Below are 17,966 nucleotides of genomic sequence, written 5' to 3' on the forward strand. Positions count from 1 at the left end.
AGTTGAAGTATCCACTCTTAGATTGGAGTGGTTGACGAAGCAATGTTTCTCTTCAAGACAACAGCACTAAGTTGAGTAATAAAAACATAGCCATGCTAATGAGAGTCGTGAGTAGCACATTGCTGGTTTTCCACGCCAATATTACGGCCAGTAGTGCCGCCCACAAATAAGGGTTGTGATGGCTGACCCAAAGTGTCCCCTGATCCGTAAAGACAATAGGGGCCCAAATGGAGGTTAAGACCGCAGGGCCTGAGTAGCTCAGTAATCGGTGCAATGCTGGGCTGAGTTTAAGAGGGAGGCGTGGCTCTAGAAATAGATACCGACTTAAGAAAACCAAGGCTGCCATGGCAAAAATAGAGATAAGGATCATGCTTTGCCCTCGGTAATTTGTTCGGTGAAAAATCCCGCTAACATAGCGCCAATACTGGCTATCATCAAACTTCCTTCCACATGAAAGACGGTTAATCCGACGGAAAGTATCAATGCGACGAGTATGGAAACTAAAACGGCTCTATTTTTCACCGTGGGAATGACAATAGCGATGAAGGTTGCCGCCACCGCAAATTCTAAGCCCAATTCATTTAAAGCGGGGAGGTATTGCCCTGCAATAATGCCTACCAAAGTGGCTAGGTTCCAGCATAAATAAAAACTCAGCCCTGCCCCTAATGCATACCAGCGATGAAATTGCTGATCACTTTGTTGCCCACAAATAGCAAATAATTCATCGGTGAGAAGAAAGCCAAGCGTTAAACGCCAACGAAGAGGCAGCGGGCTCATTTTCTTACGCATGGAGACGCTGTAGAGGAAATGGCGAGAAGTAATAAAAAAGGTGGTCATCAGCAGGGTCATTAATCCCGCGCCCGTTTTCATCATTCCGATAGCAACCAACTGTGCGGAGCCGGCAAAGAGAATCGCCGAAAGAGCCTGACCTTCTAATAAGGTTAAACCGGCATCAATCGCAAAGGAACCTGCTAATAATCCCCAAGGTAAAACGGCGATACTGAGTGGTAACATGGCAAGACAGCCTTGCCAGAATAAGCGTGACTGAGACTCTATTTCAGTGTGTTGTGACAAAATGTGGCTACTCATAAATCATCCTGATCAATAGGCTGACTGTATCTTGTTGCCTTGGCAAAATACAGTGTGAAAACCTTATCTAACCACCATTGAACAAGAAATACTTGTACAAAGTTGCTTAAGAGTTCATGTATTGCCGAGGGGTAATACCCATGGCTTTTTTAAAGTGACGATGTAAATGGCTTTGATCATGGAAGCCACACTCTTGGGCGGTATCAGAGATGGAATGACCAGCCTTTAGTAACGTTTTAGCATAACGCAAGCGAGCTTGAATTTGATAAGCATGTGGTGGAAAACCAAATTGTTTTTGAAATGCTCGGACTAAATGAAAAGGGCTTATCTCCGCCAGATTCGCCAGTTCTGTAAGTGAGACATCCGCCTGAGGGAAGTCGTCTAAAAATGCTTTCACCCGTATGAGTTGCTGTTGTGTTTTTGAGGTTTCGGTCGGTTTCGGTGGCGTTTTACCGTGACGGCTCATCAATTTAACAAGGCTGGCATACACCAACGTTTCCCGGAGCAGTCGGTTATTGGATTTCTCTAGTGTTTCAAAGACGAGTCGAAATTGGTTGGCAAGTTCGGGATCATATACCACCGCCTCTGGAAAATAGGGGGCTCCATATCTGTTTGTTCCCAACGCTTGTGCAATCGACTTAAATTGTTCAGGGAGTGGGTACATGGCTTTATATGCCCATCCCCCTTCTACTGCCGAATGTCCGGTATGTACTTCATCTGCATTGACTAAGATGATGCTATTTTGTGGCGCAACATGGTTACTACCTGTGCGAAAAAAGCATTGCGCACCTCGTTCAATCACTCCAACGGTATAGCCTTCATGGCTATGGCGAGAAAAGTTTTGGGTCTCATACTGAGCATCGAGTAGCTCAATTCCACCAAGCTCATCGGCAATCTGAAATTTAGCGCTTTCCTTTGTTGAGTGTCGTTTTTCCATCGTTGGCTCTTCCATGTCTGGCCTTTTAGTCTACTGCAAACGGTAGGATTTTTTTTGTACAAAATTGCGCATGATTTTTTATTGAAGTAATTGACTGGATTATTTGTCAATATCTTACTTATATAATTATATTTTTGTTATTTATTGATATAAAATTTCTGGTTTTATTAATTATATGAAAGATAGTAATGATTGATTTGTCGATTCTTCCTGTATATCTCATGGCCGTCGTTGCGTTATTGTTATTACCCGGCCCAGATATGTTATTGATTGCTAGCTCTAGTTTGAGTTATGGACGTAGAGTCGGAGTCTTTGCTAGCTTAGGGAATGCTACCTCTGGTGTGATTTTAACGTTACTGGCAGCACTGGGCGTCTCCACCATGGTTGCTATGAATCCGATGGCATTGACGATTCTACAGTTATTGGGTGGGGCATATTTATTGAAAATGGGCATCGATTGTCTGCGGGCGACGGAGCATTCAGCGGCGACGGTGGCGGTTGAATCAAGATTGGCAAAAACGTTTTATCAACGAGCCTTACTGAGTAATTTACTTAATCCTAAGGCATTGGTTTTCTTCGTTATGTTTTTACCTCAGTTTGTTTCTCATAAGATAGCCGCCAGCTCAGGTGAGCAAATGCTCGCTTTGGGTATCCTACTCAATATTTGTGGATTATTGTTTAATTTTTTGTTGGTTGCTTTAGTGGGGTTATGCGGAAATCGGTTATTAGAAAGTGATAAGTTTCGGTGTTATCAGCATAAATTAATGGGGGGGATTTTTCTGGTGTTGGCACTCTGGATGCTTGGCGGAATGTTCGCCTCTTTCTTGATCTCATCAAGAAGCATAGCCTCATAACCGAGGCTATGCTTGTCTCTCTAGATTAGGCTATGTTGATGTTCACTAATTAAGAGTGACATGTGTTCTTCAGCTCGTTGCTGAGCATCACTGAAGCTTTCATCATGGCTAAAATTGCCAATCACTTCATAGTAGCACTTGAGTTTCGGTTCAGTGCCTGAAGGCCGTACAATCACCCGAGCGCCGTTGGCCAAGTGGTAAATGAGTACATCACTGCTGGGTAACGTCAGTGTTTCACTTGAGCCATCTTGATGGTGACGAAGCGCGTGTTTGAGATCGTCCCAGCTTAATATCGCTTGACCTGCAATCGATTGAGGTGGGGCTGCACGTAGTTGATCGCCAATGGGGGGCGTATCCGGATCCAGAGCAATACTACGCTGAGCGGTGACATATAAACCATGCTGACGGTAAAGAGATTCAAGCTGATCCCAAATTGTTTTTCCTTGGCTATATAACTCAGCGGCAAGTTGCGCAAAGGCAACCATGGCAGATAAGCCATCTTTATCCCAGACGGTATTGCCAACGGTGTAACCTAAGGCTTCTTCGTAGGCAAATAAGAAAGGATGCTGCTCACTTTGTTGCTGCATGGCAATATTGGTTAACCATTTGAACCCGGTCAAGGTTTGATAATATTGCGCACCATGAGCGTGGGCTATTTTATTTAATAGGCTAGACGATACGATGGTATTTCCAACCAGAGGCTGCTTATGATGAGTCTGATTGAGCAAGTAGTGGCCCAGTAACGCCCCGACCTGATCGCCCGTTAACATTTGGTATTCCCCGTTCAATTTACGGATAGCGACCGCAAACCGATCAGCGTCAGGATCATTGGCACAAGCCAGTTGAGCATTGACCGAACTGGCTAATGCAATGACTCGATCCATCGCGCCCGCTTCTTCTGGATTTGGGAAATGAACGGTAGGAAAAGTACCATCGGGTTCCCGCTGTTCTTGCACGCTGTACACCTGAGTAAAACCCGCATCCGCTAGTAACGTTTCCGCCATTTCAGCGCCAACACCATGCATCGCCGTATAGGCCAGTGTGATGCTTTCTGGGTGAGTGTGATTCTGAAGAAGTGGGTTGGCATTAATCGTTTGGCGGTAAGTCTGGTAATAGTTTTCTTTCAGCCAAACCAGTAAGCCTTGTTGCTCTGCTGCCTGCAAGTCTCGTTTTGGAATTTCTTGCATTGCCGCGAGGTCGATTTCTGTTGCAATACCAGCGTCATGAGGTGGAATGATTTGTGCGCCATTTTCCCAATAAACTTTAAAACCATTGTATTCTGGGGGATTATGGCTAGCTGTCACGACAACGGCAGCAGCGGCTTTAAAATGGTTGACACCAAAAGCCACCACTGGCGTTGGAGCAACTTGATGGGTGAGATACACTTTGATACCTAAAGCAGTGAGTACTGAGGCGGTATCTTGAGCAAATTGCTGAGAATCGGGGCGTCCATCATAGCCAATCACGACCCCTCGTTGCTGGGCATTTTCAACCTGCTTAATTAAATAGGCACCTAACCCTGCGGCAGTTTCTTGAATTACCAATCGGTTCATTCGATTGGGTCCACAGCCAACTTTTCCTCGCAGCCCAGCAGTACCAAATTCTAATCGTGATTTAAATCGTTCTTCAATCTCATTCCATTGTTGCTGATCAATCAGTGTTTGTAGTTCTTGACGAGTTTTCGGATCGGGATCTTTTTCTAGCCAGGATGTGACTTTCTTCATCATGGTTGTCACCTTTAATAGACGATTATTCTGAGATTTAAGTGTAATTGATAGCTATTCTCAATAATGAGTACGCAATCGCTAAACTTCCTACTGCTGAGTATAACTCAGTCATTTTAAGGCAGTGGTTTTTCCTAACAAACTGAGTGTAAAAAAAATAATACGACTTGTGTAATTTTCAAATGACGGTGAAATGTTGCATTTCATGAAAAATAGTGCTTGCGCTTGTCTCGTGAAGTCTTTAAGTTACACAAAAGGTGATAATCAGGCTGCGGTAGGATAAACCGGCAGTCGTCAGTACAAGTAATAGGAAGAAGTAAGCGATGTACCAAACCGATGATGTCAATATTAAACGAATTAAAGAACTGTTACCCCCTGTTGCGGTTCTAGAGAAATTTCCTGCTAGTAGCGTCGCTTCTTCAACAACGTTTCAAGCACGTGAAGCCATACACAATATTTTACATGATAAAGATGATCGCCTATTAGTGGTGGTTGGGCCATGTTCTATTCATGATCCCGATGCGGCGATCGAGTATGGTCGACGTTTAAAAGTATTGCGTGAGGAACTCAGTGGGCAGTTAGAAGTAGTGATGCGTGTTTATTTTGAAAAACCGCGTACAACAGTGGGCTGGAAAGGTTTAATTAACGACCCTTATCTGGATGATTCTTATAAAATCAATGACGGTTTGCGGATTGGGCGTAAATTATTATTAGATCTGACGGATATGGGGGTTCCCACCGCCAGTGAATTTTTAGATATGATCACACCACAATATGTTGCTGACTTAATCAGTTGGGGAGCGATAGGTGCACGTACGACGGAATCGCAGGTTCACCGAGAGCTTTCTTCTGGCCTTTCTTGTCCTGTTGGTTTTAAAAATGGCACAGATGGCAACATTAAAATTGCTTCGGATGCCATTCGTTCTGCGAGTGCTTCACACCATTTTCTATCGGTGACTAAATTTGGCCATTCAGCGATTGTCGAAACCGCAGGTAACCCAGATTGCCATATTATTTTACGTGGCGGTAAAGAGCCAAATTACAGTGCCGAACATGTTGCCGTCATCAAACAAGAGTTGGAAGCGTCAGGCTTAAAACAAAAAGTTATGATTGATTTCAGCCATGCTAATAGCTCGAAGCAGTATCAACGTCAGATGGTGGTGGCTGAAGATATTTGCCAGCAAATTCGTTCAGGTGAGCATGCTATTTTTGGGGTGATGATTGAATCGCACCTCGTAGAAGGTCGTCAAGATTTGGTGGATGGTCAAGCGCCCGTTTATGGACAATCGATCACGGATGCTTGTATTGGTTGGAATGATACTGAGACTGTGTTGCGTGAGCTGGCTAAAGCGGTAGAAATACGCCGAGCGGGTTAAATGGTGATTTTTACTCCGCTAAAAACATAAAAACACTGGCGCTTACTGTAAGCGCCAGTGTTATATCTATATCACTCTGAATTTTCTCTACTCATTTTGAGCGGTTGAATGACAATAGATAAACCCAGTGAGAACTCCAGCCTTATTCATGATGGAGGAAGCTATGGTCGTGGGTTACTGAACCTTATTTAAGTCTACAATCAGTGTGTTACTGGTTTTTAGCGGCACATTCTTTTGGATTTTTTGGACAGCTTGCAACGCTTGTTGGACTTCTTTATGGTCCCGTAATACGGTATAGGTCACATTAAAGTCTTTGCTTTCTCCAGCCTTAATGGTTGGCACTAAACCTAGAGGACGCTGATACTTGGTATTGTACGCATAACTGGTTCCTGGTTCGATACCCGTTACGTAACCTTGTTGCTCAGTATCGGTATTTTTCCATAGGGTAAGAACAGGCAGTTGCTGCACATTGTAGCCGACGGCTACCCCTTTATTTGCTGCCTTGTTATGCAATACCGCTAGGGAATGGCCATTTTCATCGCCAATGGGTTTTAAGTTAAAGACCATTTCGTCAAACCCTTTTGTTGGGCCAAGGTAGGTTTGCCAACTTTTTAATCCGGCTTGAGCATAGTCATTAAAAGGAGAGATCTCACTGGCGGCCGCGGTTACTTTGGCCCCTTCTTCTAGTATGGGACGGCCAAAATTGGAGTGATAAATAATTTGATATTCATCATCATAATCGGCTTTATTGGTGAGCGTATCATGTATTGCAAAGGTATTATTGCCAGGGGTGACTTCTAGCCGTGTGAGCGTCACTAATTCTGCTTTTTTAAAGGTACGTTCAGCCACTTTACCTTCAACCGTAATCTTGTGTGGTGGCGTATCATCAATAATCACTTTTACTGTCGAGGCGGGGGTATTTTGCACTCGGCCATGTAAACTGAGTAACTGCCCATTATCATCAATGCCCGGGTGACCTGTCCATTCATAACCACAACGCACTAACATTTCGTTAAAGCCATCTAACCAACCCAATCCATTACGACTTTCAAGATCAATAAATGCCGGATTCACAATTTCTTTGACAGGGGAGTTCCAACCTAAAATTCGTTGACCATCCATTTTGACATCATAAATCCCCATACCACGAGTGGGAACTAAGGTGATGGAGAGGATTCCATTATCAATAATAAGAACATCGACCCCAGTTTGTTTTCCTCCATGCAGTTGTCGTTTTTCAATAGAAAAGGGGTGACTATCGGTAAAACCCAGTGAGTCGTGGGTGACTTGCCAATTGCCTACCTCTTTTGCAAGCATGGAATCTGTAAGAACAAATTCCACTGCGTAGCTATTCATTGCAGTTAAACCCAGTAACACGGCAGCAAATGTCGGTGTGATTTTCATTGTCTTTCCTTATGTTATTGTCGAGTTTTATTGAACTGAATCGATTCAGCAAAAAGCATACGCTTGTACAAATTGTGTTCAATATACAACTTAGCGCACTGTGATCTTCATACAATAGAATCGATCAATTGGATTGATTTTTGATTGCTGAATCAACTTCAGCAGAGTGGGAGCAAATAGGATGGAGATCGGGTTTGGTTTGCTGAGTATTCATTGCAAACAATGATTCCACTTCTCTTTGTATATCGAAATTAGCATATGCTATTTATTAGCATCAATGATGGAAAGAGATAAATCAATGTCAGCAGTAGTGGGTTCTCATGTTATGTGTGCGGTGTGTTCGACACCTGAAAACAATTTTTATTCTTTAGGGATGAACTTTACGGTCGTTTCGGATGGAAAAGTCACAGGATACTTTATTGTTGAGCCTCGACACCAAGGGTATTTAGGCCTACTGCATGGCGGTATAGCCAGTTCGTTATTAGATGCAGCAATGACACACTGTCTGTTACAGCAAGATATTCCAGCATTAACCGCCCAACTCGATGTTCGCTTCCATCATCCAATTAAGGTCGGGGATAGAGTGACAGTCATTGGGCAATGTGAGGGGGAGCGAAGAGGTCTTTATTCTCTTTCCGCTCAATTACAGGTTAGCAGAGAATGTAGGGTTAGTGCGAAAGGGCGATTTCTATGTAAAAAATGATAATTAGATGTTTCTTTGGTTTTTAATGTTTTCTGTGACTTTTAGTTGTGTCTTATATTGATTATTTGGTTATTTATCCTTATTTTATTATGATAATAATGGACAGTGAAGATTATTATTAATTAACATGAAGGTTGGTTAAAAAATTTGATATATTGTGTTATTTTGTTTTTCATTTAACAAGTAATTTCTGTTATTAAATTATTTTAATATAAAGTTAATAATTTAATTTGTAATGTTTCTTATATGGTTTAAATATTGACACCTGTCATTAATTTGATTCGAATGTATTCGTTTTATTTATTTATTTATTCAGAATTAAAATATTTTTTTAATATAATAGATGCAGCCTGTGAATTATATTGATAATCTCCGCGGAAATGTTCCACTTTCCTACAGAGATGCATCTATGAATCTTACATTAAAGCAGAAAATTAATATGGCCAGCCTTTTAGCAGTGTTTACTATGGCGAGCATTCTTACTTGGTTGGCGGCGGGTTTAGTTGAAAAACATACAGATGAAGCAATATTGTATCGAGCTGAAGGCGTGTCAGATACAGCAGCAAAAGCATTGTCAGACTGGGTTTCTATTCGTTCGGATATTCTATCTTCATTTATTGATAATGCGACAGAGCCTGTACTTCTTCCTTTCTTACAACAAGCGAGAAAGAGTGGCGGATTTGATGATTTTTTCTTTGGAACAGCCGATGGCGAGATGATCCGTTCTTTACCTGAAAGAAATATTGCTGGTTATGATCCAAGAATTCGTCCTTGGTATAGAGATGCCGTCACTGCTGGGCGTATGATTATTACAACCGCATATAAAGATGCATTCTCTGGTGAAAATATGATTACCATGGCTCAACCTGTATATCACAATGGGCAAATACTGGGTGTTGTTGGTGCTGATCTTCTTATTAAAGATATTGTCGATATTATTTTAGATCTGCATGTTGGTGATAATGCTTATGTCGCATTAATTGATAGTCAAAATGGTACATTTGTCGGCCACCCTGACGCATCATTAGTTCTCAAACCGGTAAATAGTCGTTTTAAAGAATTGACACTGGAATTTATTCAAGAGTCAGCAAAAAAAAGTGAAGTTGTACCTTTTAGCCGAGCCGGTCATGAAACACTGATTTTCTCAATGGCTGTTCCTAATACGCCACTATATCTTGAATTGATTATGGATAGGGATACGGAATATGCTTCATTAGATACATTAATTAAAACTTTAATGATCTGTGCTGTGATTATTACCATCATTATTATTGCATTCGTTTCTTGGTTGGTGAGTTATTTATTCCGTGATTTAATCCGAGTCTCTAGTGCATTAGAAGAGATTGCTTCTGGAGAGGGAGATCTGACACAACGTTTAGAACCGCGCAGTAGTGATGAAGTGGGCCAACTAGCATTAAATTTCAATAAATTTGTTGGGAATATGCACACGATGGTGACGAAATTAAGCGGTATTTCACAGTCACTTTCTTCACAATCACAAATTACGGCTGCGCAAGCAGAAGAACGTAGTGTTCGTATTACCATGCAGCAAGATGAAATTAATATGGTGGCAACGGCGGTCAATGAAATGGCGGCAGCCACTCAAGAAATCGCTGGAAACTCAGAGAATACCGCACAACACTCATCAGAAGCGGTCACTGCCTCCGCTCATGGTACCGCATTAGTTCATCAGACACAGCAATCTATCCAGTCTTTAGAAAAAGAAGTGCATACGGCGACGGGTGTTATTCAAGAGCTCGAAGAGAATGGCAATCAGATTAGTACCATTTTATCGACCATTCAGGAAATTGCGGATCAAACTAACCTTTTAGCGTTGAACGCGGCGATTGAAGCGGCTCGAGCGGGTGAACAAGGTCGTGGTTTTGCTGTGGTGGCTGATGAAGTGCGAGTGTTAAGTCAGCGTACCCATGCATCGACTCAAGAAATTCAAACGATGATTGAAACCTTGCAGAGCAGTACCTCGAGAGCGGTGAGCATTATGGATGGTAGCCGAACATGGGTCGATACCAGTGTTAATGATTCGAACTCCGCCGCGGCGAGTTTGATCCAAATTCAAAAAACGGTGGAGTCAATCAGTGATATGGCGGTTCAGATTGCTTCTGCAGCGGAAGAGCAGTCTTCTGTTACCGCAGAAATAACTCGTAGTATGGAAGGGATCCGAGATGTTTCTCAAGATTTCGCCCAAGAAGCCCAAGAAGCCCAAGAAGCGGCGGCTCAAGCGGCTGAGTTATCAAATCTTTCCGTTGAATTACAGAATGAAATTAATCAATTTAAATTATAATTGAATCAAGTGGCCAATACTCTTAGTGGAGTATTGGCTACGTTTAAACCATAACAACTTAATAAAGGTTTTATATTTTTATGAGTTAATTGTTATAGCTTTTCACTTTTGAGTGTTAATCTTTTTGTGAGTTGTTTTATGAATAAAGAATTAAGTAAGATATTTAAATACTTATTATTCATTGTTACTATACCTGTTCCTTTGGTTTTATTAGTTAGTTTTATTATTTTTTGTTATGAAAGTAGAGAAAATACGCAACTTATCTCACATGCTTATCTTAATAATTTAGAGGCTATACTGGATGATATTTATGCCACCAATGATAAGATACTAATTTCCGATGGTCGTTGTGATACCTTTAAGAAAAAAATCCTATTTGATGGCTTTCAAAGAGAATTTATAATAATCAAGAATGATAAAGTGCTGTGCTCCACTATCAATGATATAGATGAAAGTATTGTAATCGAGTTAGTGCCTAAGAATTATAAAAATCACAATGTCGTAGAATATAAGAATTCAAATAATAAAAAAGTATTAGGGTTTGTGAGCTCAAGTGTAGATGGTCTATTTTCTGTTATCTCTGTTGTTAATGCTAATTATCTGAAAATGATATTAGGATCTTATTCAGATGATCGTATAGAAAGTATTGCCATTTCCTCTTCAAATAAAACGATTCATATATTTGGTCCCAAAACGATGTGGGAAGAGGTATCTTTAGCTTCTAAATATATGCTTTCTTCTAAAAACAGATGGGAAGAAGTCTCTGTACCCTCTAAAAGATATAACTTTGTCTTAACATTATATGTTGGTGAGGCATATTTTCATAACTTATACATCCGATGTCTTTTATTTAGTTTAATCATTACTCTTCTACTGTCTTTCTTTTACATCATGATGAAATACCTTTTCCCATCAAGAAGTGATTTGTTAAAAGATTTGAACAAAGCGATTGACCAAAAAGAGCTGTATTTGGTTTATCACTCGCTGGCGAGTAGTAAAGATGGTTACATTATCGGCTATGAATCACTGATCCGATGGATGCATCCTAAGTTAGGCGTGATTCGACCAGACCATTTTATTCCCGTGGCTGAGAAATATGGACTAATCAATAAAATTACGAATTATGTTTTTGAATTAGCTTACAAAGAATGGTTGACGATTGATCGTGACATTTCGGCAGGATTTTTACTGGGAATTAATATCCCTCCTGACTATTTATTAGATGAGTCTTGTATTGCGGTCATAAAAGAGTATGCAAAAAAATTTGCAGAGTTGAACATTGGTTTAGTATTAGAAATGACAGAGAACCAAACGATTTGCTCAGAAAAAATGAAAGCTCTCAATAAATTGATTGATGAAAAGATAATGGTAGCCATCGATGATTTTGGTACAGGGCAAACATCATTGTCTATGTTACAAAACTCACGGTTTGATTTTTTAAAAATCGATAAGGTTTTTGTCGACGCGATAGAAAGTGAATATATGAATACCCATGTATTAGATTCGATCATACAGTTATCACATGACTTAGGTGTTATTGTTGTGGCTGAAGGGGTTGAAACGAAAAAACAATATGAGTATTTACAAAGTAAAGGGGTTGAAGTTCAACAAGGATACTACCTGTCCATGCCACAAGAAATTTACGATATCTATCCTCAATCAAACGTTGCTTAGTCAGTCAGAGCCTACCTTCGGGTAGGCTTGCCTAAACCATAGTCTATTTATTCTGCCACCTCATCGACCAAATAAAGAATCGATTGGTAGGCAATACCACTGTGATGTGATAACCCGATTTCACAGGTGCGGCTATTGCTAAAACCTCGAGAGCAGTGTTTGGGAACTTGGGCTTTGAGTGGGTGAAGTGCAGCTTGGTTTAGTTCTGGGGTGGTAAAACCTTTATCTCCCGCCCATCCACAACATTCAATATGTTCGGGTACAACGACCTCTGACACACATGCTCTGGCCAATGTTAACATGGTATCGGCTAAGCCCATTTTTCTAGAACTGCAAGTGATATGGAGCATGACAGTTTCTTGTTTTGTCGTCAGCGATAGGTGATTAAGTAAGTAGTTGCTAACAAAGCCTACCGGTTCAAAAATGGGGATGGGGCGCGTAAACTGCTCAATACTGTGTAGAGCGCACGGGCTGGTGTCCATCAGCACCGGATATTGGCCATTGTGGCTGGCTTGCCAAAGCGCTTGTTCTAGTTGCATTGCTTTTTGGCTTGCTAACTCTTTCATCCCTTTACTGTTATAAGGCATACCACAGCATTGCTCATTGAGTAACTCAGGTACAATGACTTCAAATCCGGCTTTATTCAGCAGTGATAAAGTCACTTCAGGTAAAGATCGAGAGTCTTGAACTTGAGTAGGCTGTCCCATTGTCCGGCTGGCACAAGAAGGAAGGTAAACCACTTTTTTATCATGACATAGGCTGCTCGGGGTATGGGTTGATTGATTGAGAGAATAGCGATTGGCCGTGGGCATTTCTGCCAACCAAACGGGGGTTTTCCCTTCACTCCATTGACGTAATTGACGCGCGAGTCGCTCAAGTCGGGAAGCGCCTAATGCCTTTGTTGCCCATTGATTGGCTTGCAGTCCAGCTCTCACTAAAGCGGTGGTGGTTGAAAAATGATCCGCTGTCCAACGGGCGATGGGTGTAAATTTTTGATAGCGTTCTCGACGTAACTGCTTGATTAAATCTCCAGTATTAATGCCTACTGGACAACGCTCGGCACATAATCCTGTTGCTGCACAGGTTTCGACCCCTTGGTACTGAAATACCTTGTCTAATTCACTGGCTGCAACCTCATCTCCTGCACGGATTTGTCGTTGTAATTCACGATAAAGTACGATGCGTTGACGAGGGGATAAGGTTAAAGTTCGAGAAGGGCAAACCGGTTCGCAGAAACCACATTCGATGCATTTATCGATCAACGCATCAGCCGCAGGCATCGGTTTTAAATGATGCAGATGCGCTTGAGGATCGGCATTGATGATCACGCCCGGATTCAGTAGCCCATTGGGGTCGAATAGCGTTTTGATCTGCTGCATCAAAGCGTAACCTTCTTTGCCCCACTCTAGTTCAACATAAGGAGCCATGTTGCGCCCTGTGCCGTGTTCAGCTTTAAGTGAACCTTGATATTTAACGGCAACCAGCGCTGCAACGGCATCCATAAACTCACCATAGCGATGAATGTCTGAGGGATGTTCAAAACCTTGCGTAAAGACGAAATGTAAGTTTCCTTCTAACGCATGGCCAAAAATGATTGCTTCGTGGTAGTGATATTGCTCAAAGAGTGTTTGTAGTTCACGCACCCCAGCCGCCAGTTTTTCGACCGGAAAGGCGACATCTTCAATAATGACCGTGGTACCGACTTCTCGCACTGCACCGACAGCAGGAAACATCCCCTTACGAATGCCCCATAAGGTGGCGATGGTTTGAGACTCTTGAGTAAAGGGAATGGACTGAATGATGTGATAAGTGGCTAAGCTATCCATAACCGCATGACATTGCGCCTCTAAATTACTTTGCTGGCTGGCGTGAGATTCGATTAATAAGGCGCAGGCTTCTTGATCTAACTGAGCGATAAACTCAGGTATGCCTTTTTTATCCGCAACGGAGCGGAGCGCCCGACCATCCATTAACTCCACGGCGGCAACGGGGGTGGAAGACAAAGTAGTGACGGCTTGGCAAGCCTGCTCAATATTGGCAAAGACCAAAAGTGCCGAAGCTTTATGGCTGTGTTCTACGACCGTGTTGTAGGTGATATCGGCAATGAAACCTAAAGTCCCTTCTGAGCCGATTAATAAGTGTTGAATAACGTCAATGGGGTCTTGATAGTCGATTAATGCATTGAGTGCATAACCGGTGGTATTTTTTAAACGATATTTGTGGCGAATGCGTGCGCTTAATTCTGGGTTAGCACGAGTTTGCGCACACAAGTGTTCGATTCCTCTGACTAAGGGTGCTTTTTGCTGTTTAAATTGTGCAATGCTGTGTGGATCACGAGTATCCAGCACGAAGCCATCGGCAAAAACAATGTTCATACTATCAAGAGTGTGATAAGAATTTTGCGCCGTACCGCAACACATTCCACTGGCATTATTGGCGGCGATTCCGCCAATTTTACAGGTATTGATAGAAGCGGGATCGGGGCCGATTTTACGTTGATAAGGCGCAAGGTATTTATTGGCATCTGCGCCAATCACCCCTGGTTGTAGGCGGATTTTTTCACCATTAGCAAGAATGTCATGTTGACGCCAGTCATCCGTTAGCGTGATTAAGACGGAATCAGAAATTGCCTGACCAGATAAACTGGTTCCGGCCGCGCGAAAAGTGAAAGGTATTCCCAATTCAGCGCAGCGTTGAATCGTGAAAACCACTTCATCGAGTGACTGCAAGCGAAGTACTATCTGAGGAATGAGTCGATAGAAACTGGCATCGGTACCATAGGCTAACCGTTGGGCTTGCTGAGTGATAATACGTTCACTCGCAATCATTGTTGCCAGTTGTATCGTTAATCGCTGATAGTCGGCTGCTGAAGGTAACGTGCTCATAATATGCCCTTACCGGATTAAATGTGGAACTAATGAGTTATGGGATAAATCGTGGATACGGTTTGCGCCAGTTAACGTCATTGCTACGCGCATTTCTTTTTCAAATAAATCCAGTAACTGTTCGACACCTGCTTGCCCTTGTGCGGCCAACGCATAGACAAAGGCACGACCAAGCAAGGTACAATCGGCACCGAGAGCCAGCATTCTTACTACATCCAGCCCAGTTCGAATGCCAGAATCTACAAGAATTTTGATATCGCCTTTAACCGCATTGGCAATATCAGGCAGGGCTCGAGCGGTCGAAAGCACACCATCGAGTTGGCGACCACCATGGTTGGAAACAACGATACCATCGGCACCAAAGCGCACGGCATCTTTGGCGTCTTGTGTATCTAATATACCTTTGATGACCATGGGGCCATCCCAAAAATCTCGAATCCATTCCAGATCTTTCCAGCTAATTGAAGGGTCAAAATTTGCGCCAAGCCAACCGATATAGTCTTCAAGTTTCGTGGGCGTTCCCCGATAGGTTGATATATTCCCCAGATCGTGCGGTTTTCCCCATAGGCCGACATCCCAAGCCCAACTAGGGTGCATCATGGCTTGTATGACTCGCTTAGCCGCCGCATTCGGGCCACTCATGCCTGAATGTGCATCTCGATAACGTGCGCCTGGGACGGGCATATCAACAGTAAATACGAGGGTTGTGACTCCAGCCGCTTTCGCTCGCTCAAGCACATTTTTCATAAATCCACGATCTTTCAATACGTAAAGTTGAAACCACATTGGGCGGGATAACGTTGGCGCGACTTCCTCTATCGGACATACCGAAACGGTGGATAGAGTAAAAGGAATGCCTTTATTATCTGCCGCTTTTGCTGCTTGTACCTCTCCTCGCCGAGCATACATGCCAGTTAATCCAACAGGCGCTAAGGCGATGGGCATGGCAAGCGGTTCGCCGAACAGCTCGGTTTTTAGATCAAGTTCAGACATATCATTGAGTACGCGTTGACGTAGAGCAATGTCGGCTAAGTCTGCCGTATTACGATGCAGAGTATGTTCACTGTAGGAACCCCCATCAATATAGTGAAAAAGAAAAGGGGGTAACTTGGCTTTAGCAGCCGCTCGAAAATCAGTTGCAGCAGAAATGATCATGGTATCTGTCCTTACCATCAGTAGAGTAGGTTAAACCGATTCAGGTCGGCTCTTTTCCACAGGCAGCAAACAATCCACGAATGAACGATTGCCTCTGTGGGCGATAAAAACTAAGGCATCATTAATACATCGGAGAAATTAACGCCATAAATCATCACCATGCCAATGACAGCTGTGGCAACGAGATAGTAAAAGGTTGGGATAATGGTTTTACGCAATGTGGCACCTTCACGGCCAAGCAAACCTACGGTTGCCGAGGCGGCGACCACATTGTGAATCGCAATCATATTTCCAGCTGCAGCGCCAACCGCTTGAAGCGCAATCATCATAACGGTTGAAATATTTAAGGTTTGGGCAACTTCAAACTGAAATTGACTGAACATCATATTGGAAACCGTATTTGAGCCTGCAATAAAAGCACCCAGTGCGCCGACAGTTGCACTTAAGGCAGGAAAGGCTTGCCCCACTAGGCCTGCTGCGAAATTAGCAGTGGTAACGGGCATACTGGCAAGGTCTGCCCCATTAATGCCTGAGTTAATGAAGATACGCACCATAGGGATGGTAAACACCAAGACAAAGCCCGCGCCAATTAAGGTTTTGGTGGATTCTCCCAGTGCCGTTTTCATGGGTGTAAAACGGCGAGACTGTATCAGTACCGCTAACATGGCAACAAACACTAAGATTCCACCGGGGAGATAAAGAGGGTCAATAGACGTGCTGACACCGACCTCACCCAAAATATTATTAAAGCTTATCTGTACGCTGAGCAGCATGGATTTAAAGGTTTGGCTCACTCGGCTGGCCACCAGAATGATGGCTAATAGCACATAAGGTGTCCATGCTAACGCTAAGCTCATGGGTTTCGTTTTCAGATCATCTAAATTCATTTTTAATGACCCTAGCCACTCAGCAGGCCATTCGCGTTCAGGTTGAAAATCCCAAGTGCTTTTCGGAATTAAGAAACCTTTTTTGGCAGCGGTGATCACCACGGCTAAGCTAATCAGTCCCCCTATTAAAGAAGGGAATTCTGCGCCTAAAAATACGCCAGTTAACGCATACGGTAGAGTAAAAGCGAGGCCAGCGAACAGGGCAAAAGGTAAAATGTCTAATCCTTCGGTCCAGCTTCGATTTTTACCGAAAAATCGAGTAAGCATCATGGCCATCAAAACTGGCATGAAGATCCCTACTACGGCATGGGTGAGCGCAACACCGGTGGTTATCTGTTGTAGATAGGTATCCCAGTTTGAGCCGCTTACAACCAGTGATTCACTGATATTATGGGTATCCAAGCCTCGATTAACGCCCACAATGATCGGCGTTCCCACCGCACCAAATGAGACGGGCGTGGATTGAATCATCATTCCCATTAACACAGCCGCCAGCGCAGGAAAGCCAATAGCGACAAGAAGTGGAGCAGCAATGGCAGCGGGGGTTCCAAATCCAGAAGCGCCTTCGATGAATGATCCAAAACACCAAGCGATAATAATGGCTTGTACTCGGCGATCCGGTGAAATATCGGTAAAGCCGTTACGAATCGTGGAAATGGCACCAGTATGTTTAAGAGTGTTAAGCAAAAAGATGGCACCAAATACAATCCACAATACGGAAATGGTGATGCCTAAGCCTTGAAGTACGGATGCCAGCACACGAGTGGCTGACATATCCCAGAAGAGTAGAGCAATGGCAACCGTTAATAGAAAGGCGACCGGCATGGCTTTCTTGGCTGGCCAATTTAGGCCCACCAAGAGGATCGCGGCAAGCACGATCGGTGAAAATGCGATTAGCGCGAGTAGGGTATCACTCATAGACTACATCCTTGTCCTTGAACTCTTTACCAAAAGTGGTGGCTTAACACGCGCTGTA

Annotated in this window: 13 protein-coding genes; 5 read left to right on the top strand and 8 right to left on the bottom strand. The window is 43.0% G+C overall.

Features of this window, described 5'->3' with window-relative positions:
- Window positions 1-52 precede the first annotated feature (52 nt).
- The 3 genes from B5D54_RS09935 to B5D54_RS09945 all read right to left on the bottom strand — a co-directional run bounded on the left by B5D54_RS09935 (window position 53) and on the right by B5D54_RS09945 (window position 2,026).
- A complete protein-coding gene (locus tag B5D54_RS09935) occupies window positions 53-370 on the bottom strand; it encodes an AzlD domain-containing protein (protein ID WP_078926389.1) in 318 nt (105 codons plus the stop codon).
- A complete protein-coding gene (locus B5D54_RS09940) occupies window positions 367-1,089 on the bottom strand; it encodes an AzlC family ABC transporter permease (RefSeq protein WP_078926390.1) in 723 nt (240 codons plus the stop codon). The genes B5D54_RS09935 and B5D54_RS09940 overlap by 4 nt, the downstream gene beginning before the upstream one ends.
- A gap of 106 nt (window positions 1,090-1,195) precedes the next feature.
- Window positions 1,196-2,026, bottom strand: a complete 831-nt coding sequence (locus tag B5D54_RS09945; protein ID WP_078926391.1) for an AraC family transcriptional regulator — start codon at window positions 2,024-2,026, stop codon at window positions 1,196-1,198.
- Window positions 2,027-2,214: 188 nt separating this feature from the next.
- On the opposite strand from B5D54_RS09945, the gene B5D54_RS09950 reads away from it, so the two are divergent.
- Window positions 2,215-2,880 carry a LysE family translocator gene (locus B5D54_RS09950; protein WP_078926392.1) on the top strand — a complete coding sequence of 222 codons (666 nt, stop codon included), beginning with the start codon at window positions 2,215-2,217 and terminating at the stop codon, window positions 2,878-2,880.
- A 20-nt stretch (window positions 2,881-2,900) separates the two neighbouring features.
- Here the strand turns inward: B5D54_RS09950 and B5D54_RS09955 are convergent, their stop codons facing one another.
- Window positions 2,901-4,607 carry a phospho-sugar mutase gene (locus tag B5D54_RS09955; protein WP_078926393.1) on the bottom strand — a complete coding sequence of 569 codons (1,707 nt, stop codon included), beginning with the start codon at window positions 4,605-4,607 and terminating at the stop codon, window positions 2,901-2,903.
- Window positions 4,608-4,927: 320 nt separating this feature from the next.
- Here B5D54_RS09955 and aroG point away from each other — a divergent pair, with 320 nt between their 5' ends.
- Window positions 4,928-5,980, top strand: coding sequence for a 3-deoxy-7-phosphoheptulonate synthase AroG (gene aroG / locus B5D54_RS09960; protein ID WP_078926394.1), 1,053 nt, complete (start codon window positions 4,928-4,930; stop codon window positions 5,978-5,980).
- Window positions 5,981-6,154: 174 nt separating this feature from the next.
- On the opposite strand, the gene B5D54_RS09965 is transcribed toward aroG, so the two are convergent.
- Window positions 6,155-7,384 (bottom strand): aldose 1-epimerase family protein, encoded by a 1,230-nt coding sequence (locus tag B5D54_RS09965; protein WP_078926395.1) that lies wholly within the window; start codon window positions 7,382-7,384, stop codon window positions 6,155-6,157.
- Window positions 7,385-7,682: 298 nt separating this feature from the next.
- On the opposite strand from B5D54_RS09965, the gene B5D54_RS09970 reads away from it, so the two are divergent.
- The 3 genes from B5D54_RS09970 (at window position 7,683) to B5D54_RS09980 (ending at window position 12,063) form a co-directional block, all read left to right on the top strand.
- A complete protein-coding gene (locus B5D54_RS09970; protein WP_078926396.1) occupies window positions 7,683-8,087 on the top strand; it encodes a PaaI family thioesterase in 405 nt (134 codons plus the stop codon).
- Window positions 8,088-8,496: 409 nt separating this feature from the next.
- Window positions 8,497-10,389, top strand: a complete 1,893-nt coding sequence (locus B5D54_RS09975; protein ID WP_078926397.1) for a methyl-accepting chemotaxis protein — start codon at window positions 8,497-8,499, stop codon at window positions 10,387-10,389.
- A gap of 138 nt (window positions 10,390-10,527) precedes the next feature.
- Window positions 10,528-12,063, top strand: coding sequence for an EAL domain-containing protein (locus tag B5D54_RS09980; protein ID WP_078926398.1), 1,536 nt, complete (start codon window positions 10,528-10,530; stop codon window positions 12,061-12,063).
- A 47-nt stretch (window positions 12,064-12,110) separates the two neighbouring features.
- Here the strand turns inward: B5D54_RS09980 and B5D54_RS09985 are convergent, their stop codons facing one another.
- From B5D54_RS09985 to B5D54_RS09995, 3 genes are all read right to left on the bottom strand, one after another.
- Window positions 12,111-14,948 (bottom strand): FAD-binding and (Fe-S)-binding domain-containing protein, encoded by a 2,838-nt coding sequence (locus B5D54_RS09985; protein WP_078926399.1) that lies wholly within the window; start codon window positions 14,946-14,948, stop codon window positions 12,111-12,113.
- Between the two features lie 9 nt (window positions 14,949-14,957).
- On the bottom strand, window positions 14,958-16,103 hold the full coding sequence (gene lldD / locus B5D54_RS09990) for an FMN-dependent L-lactate dehydrogenase LldD (protein WP_078926400.1): 1,146 nt from the start codon (window positions 16,101-16,103) through the stop codon (window positions 14,958-14,960).
- A 110-nt stretch (window positions 16,104-16,213) separates the two neighbouring features.
- Window positions 16,214-17,908 (bottom strand): L-lactate permease, encoded by a 1,695-nt coding sequence (locus tag B5D54_RS09995; protein ID WP_078926401.1) that lies wholly within the window; start codon window positions 17,906-17,908, stop codon window positions 16,214-16,216.
- Window positions 17,909-17,966: the final 58 nt, after the last annotated feature.

The organism is Vibrio cincinnatiensis DSM 19608 (assembly GCF_900167345.1).
In the GTDB taxonomy this organism is placed as follows: Bacteria; Pseudomonadota; Gammaproteobacteria; order Enterobacterales; family Vibrionaceae; genus Vibrio; species Vibrio cincinnatiensis.

What these genes read in the sequence shown, in the direction of transcription:
- B5D54_RS09955 (WP_078926393.1), bottom strand. Translation starts at nt 4,607, where the DNA reads ATGATGAAGAAAGTCACATCCTGGCTAGAAAAAGATCCCGATCCGAAA.
- B5D54_RS09975 (WP_078926397.1), top strand. Translation starts at nt 8,497, where the DNA reads ATGAATCTTACATTAAAGCAGAAAATTAATATGGCCAGCCTTTTAGCA.
- B5D54_RS09980 (WP_078926398.1), top strand. Translation starts at nt 10,528, where the DNA reads ATGAATAAAGAATTAAGTAAGATATTTAAATACTTATTATTCATTGTT.
- aroG (WP_078926394.1), top strand. Translation starts at nt 4,928, where the DNA reads ATGTACCAAACCGATGATGTCAATATTAAACGAATTAAAGAACTGTTA.
- B5D54_RS09965 (WP_078926395.1), bottom strand. Translation starts at nt 7,384, where the DNA reads ATGAAAATCACACCGACATTTGCTGCCGTGTTACTGGGTTTAACTGCA.
- B5D54_RS09950 (WP_078926392.1), top strand. Translation starts at nt 2,215, where the DNA reads ATGATTGATTTGTCGATTCTTCCTGTATATCTCATGGCCGTCGTTGCG.
- B5D54_RS09970 (WP_078926396.1), top strand. Translation starts at nt 7,683, where the DNA reads ATGTCAGCAGTAGTGGGTTCTCATGTTATGTGTGCGGTGTGTTCGACA.
- B5D54_RS09935 (WP_078926389.1), bottom strand. Translation starts at nt 370, where the DNA reads ATGATCCTTATCTCTATTTTTGCCATGGCAGCCTTGGTTTTCTTAAGT.
- lldD (WP_078926400.1), bottom strand. Translation starts at nt 16,103, where the DNA reads ATGATCATTTCTGCTGCAACTGATTTTCGAGCGGCTGCTAAAGCCAAG.
- B5D54_RS09995 (WP_078926401.1), bottom strand. Translation starts at nt 17,908, where the DNA reads ATGAGTGATACCCTACTCGCGCTAATCGCATTTTCACCGATCGTGCTT.
- B5D54_RS09985 (WP_078926399.1), bottom strand. Translation starts at nt 14,948, where the DNA reads ATGAGCACGTTACCTTCAGCAGCCGACTATCAGCGATTAACGATACAA.
- B5D54_RS09940 (WP_078926390.1), bottom strand. Translation starts at nt 1,089, where the DNA reads ATGAGTAGCCACATTTTGTCACAACACACTGAAATAGAGTCTCAGTCA.
- B5D54_RS09945 (WP_078926391.1), bottom strand. Translation starts at nt 2,026, where the DNA reads ATGGAAAAACGACACTCAACAAAGGAAAGCGCTAAATTTCAGATTGCC.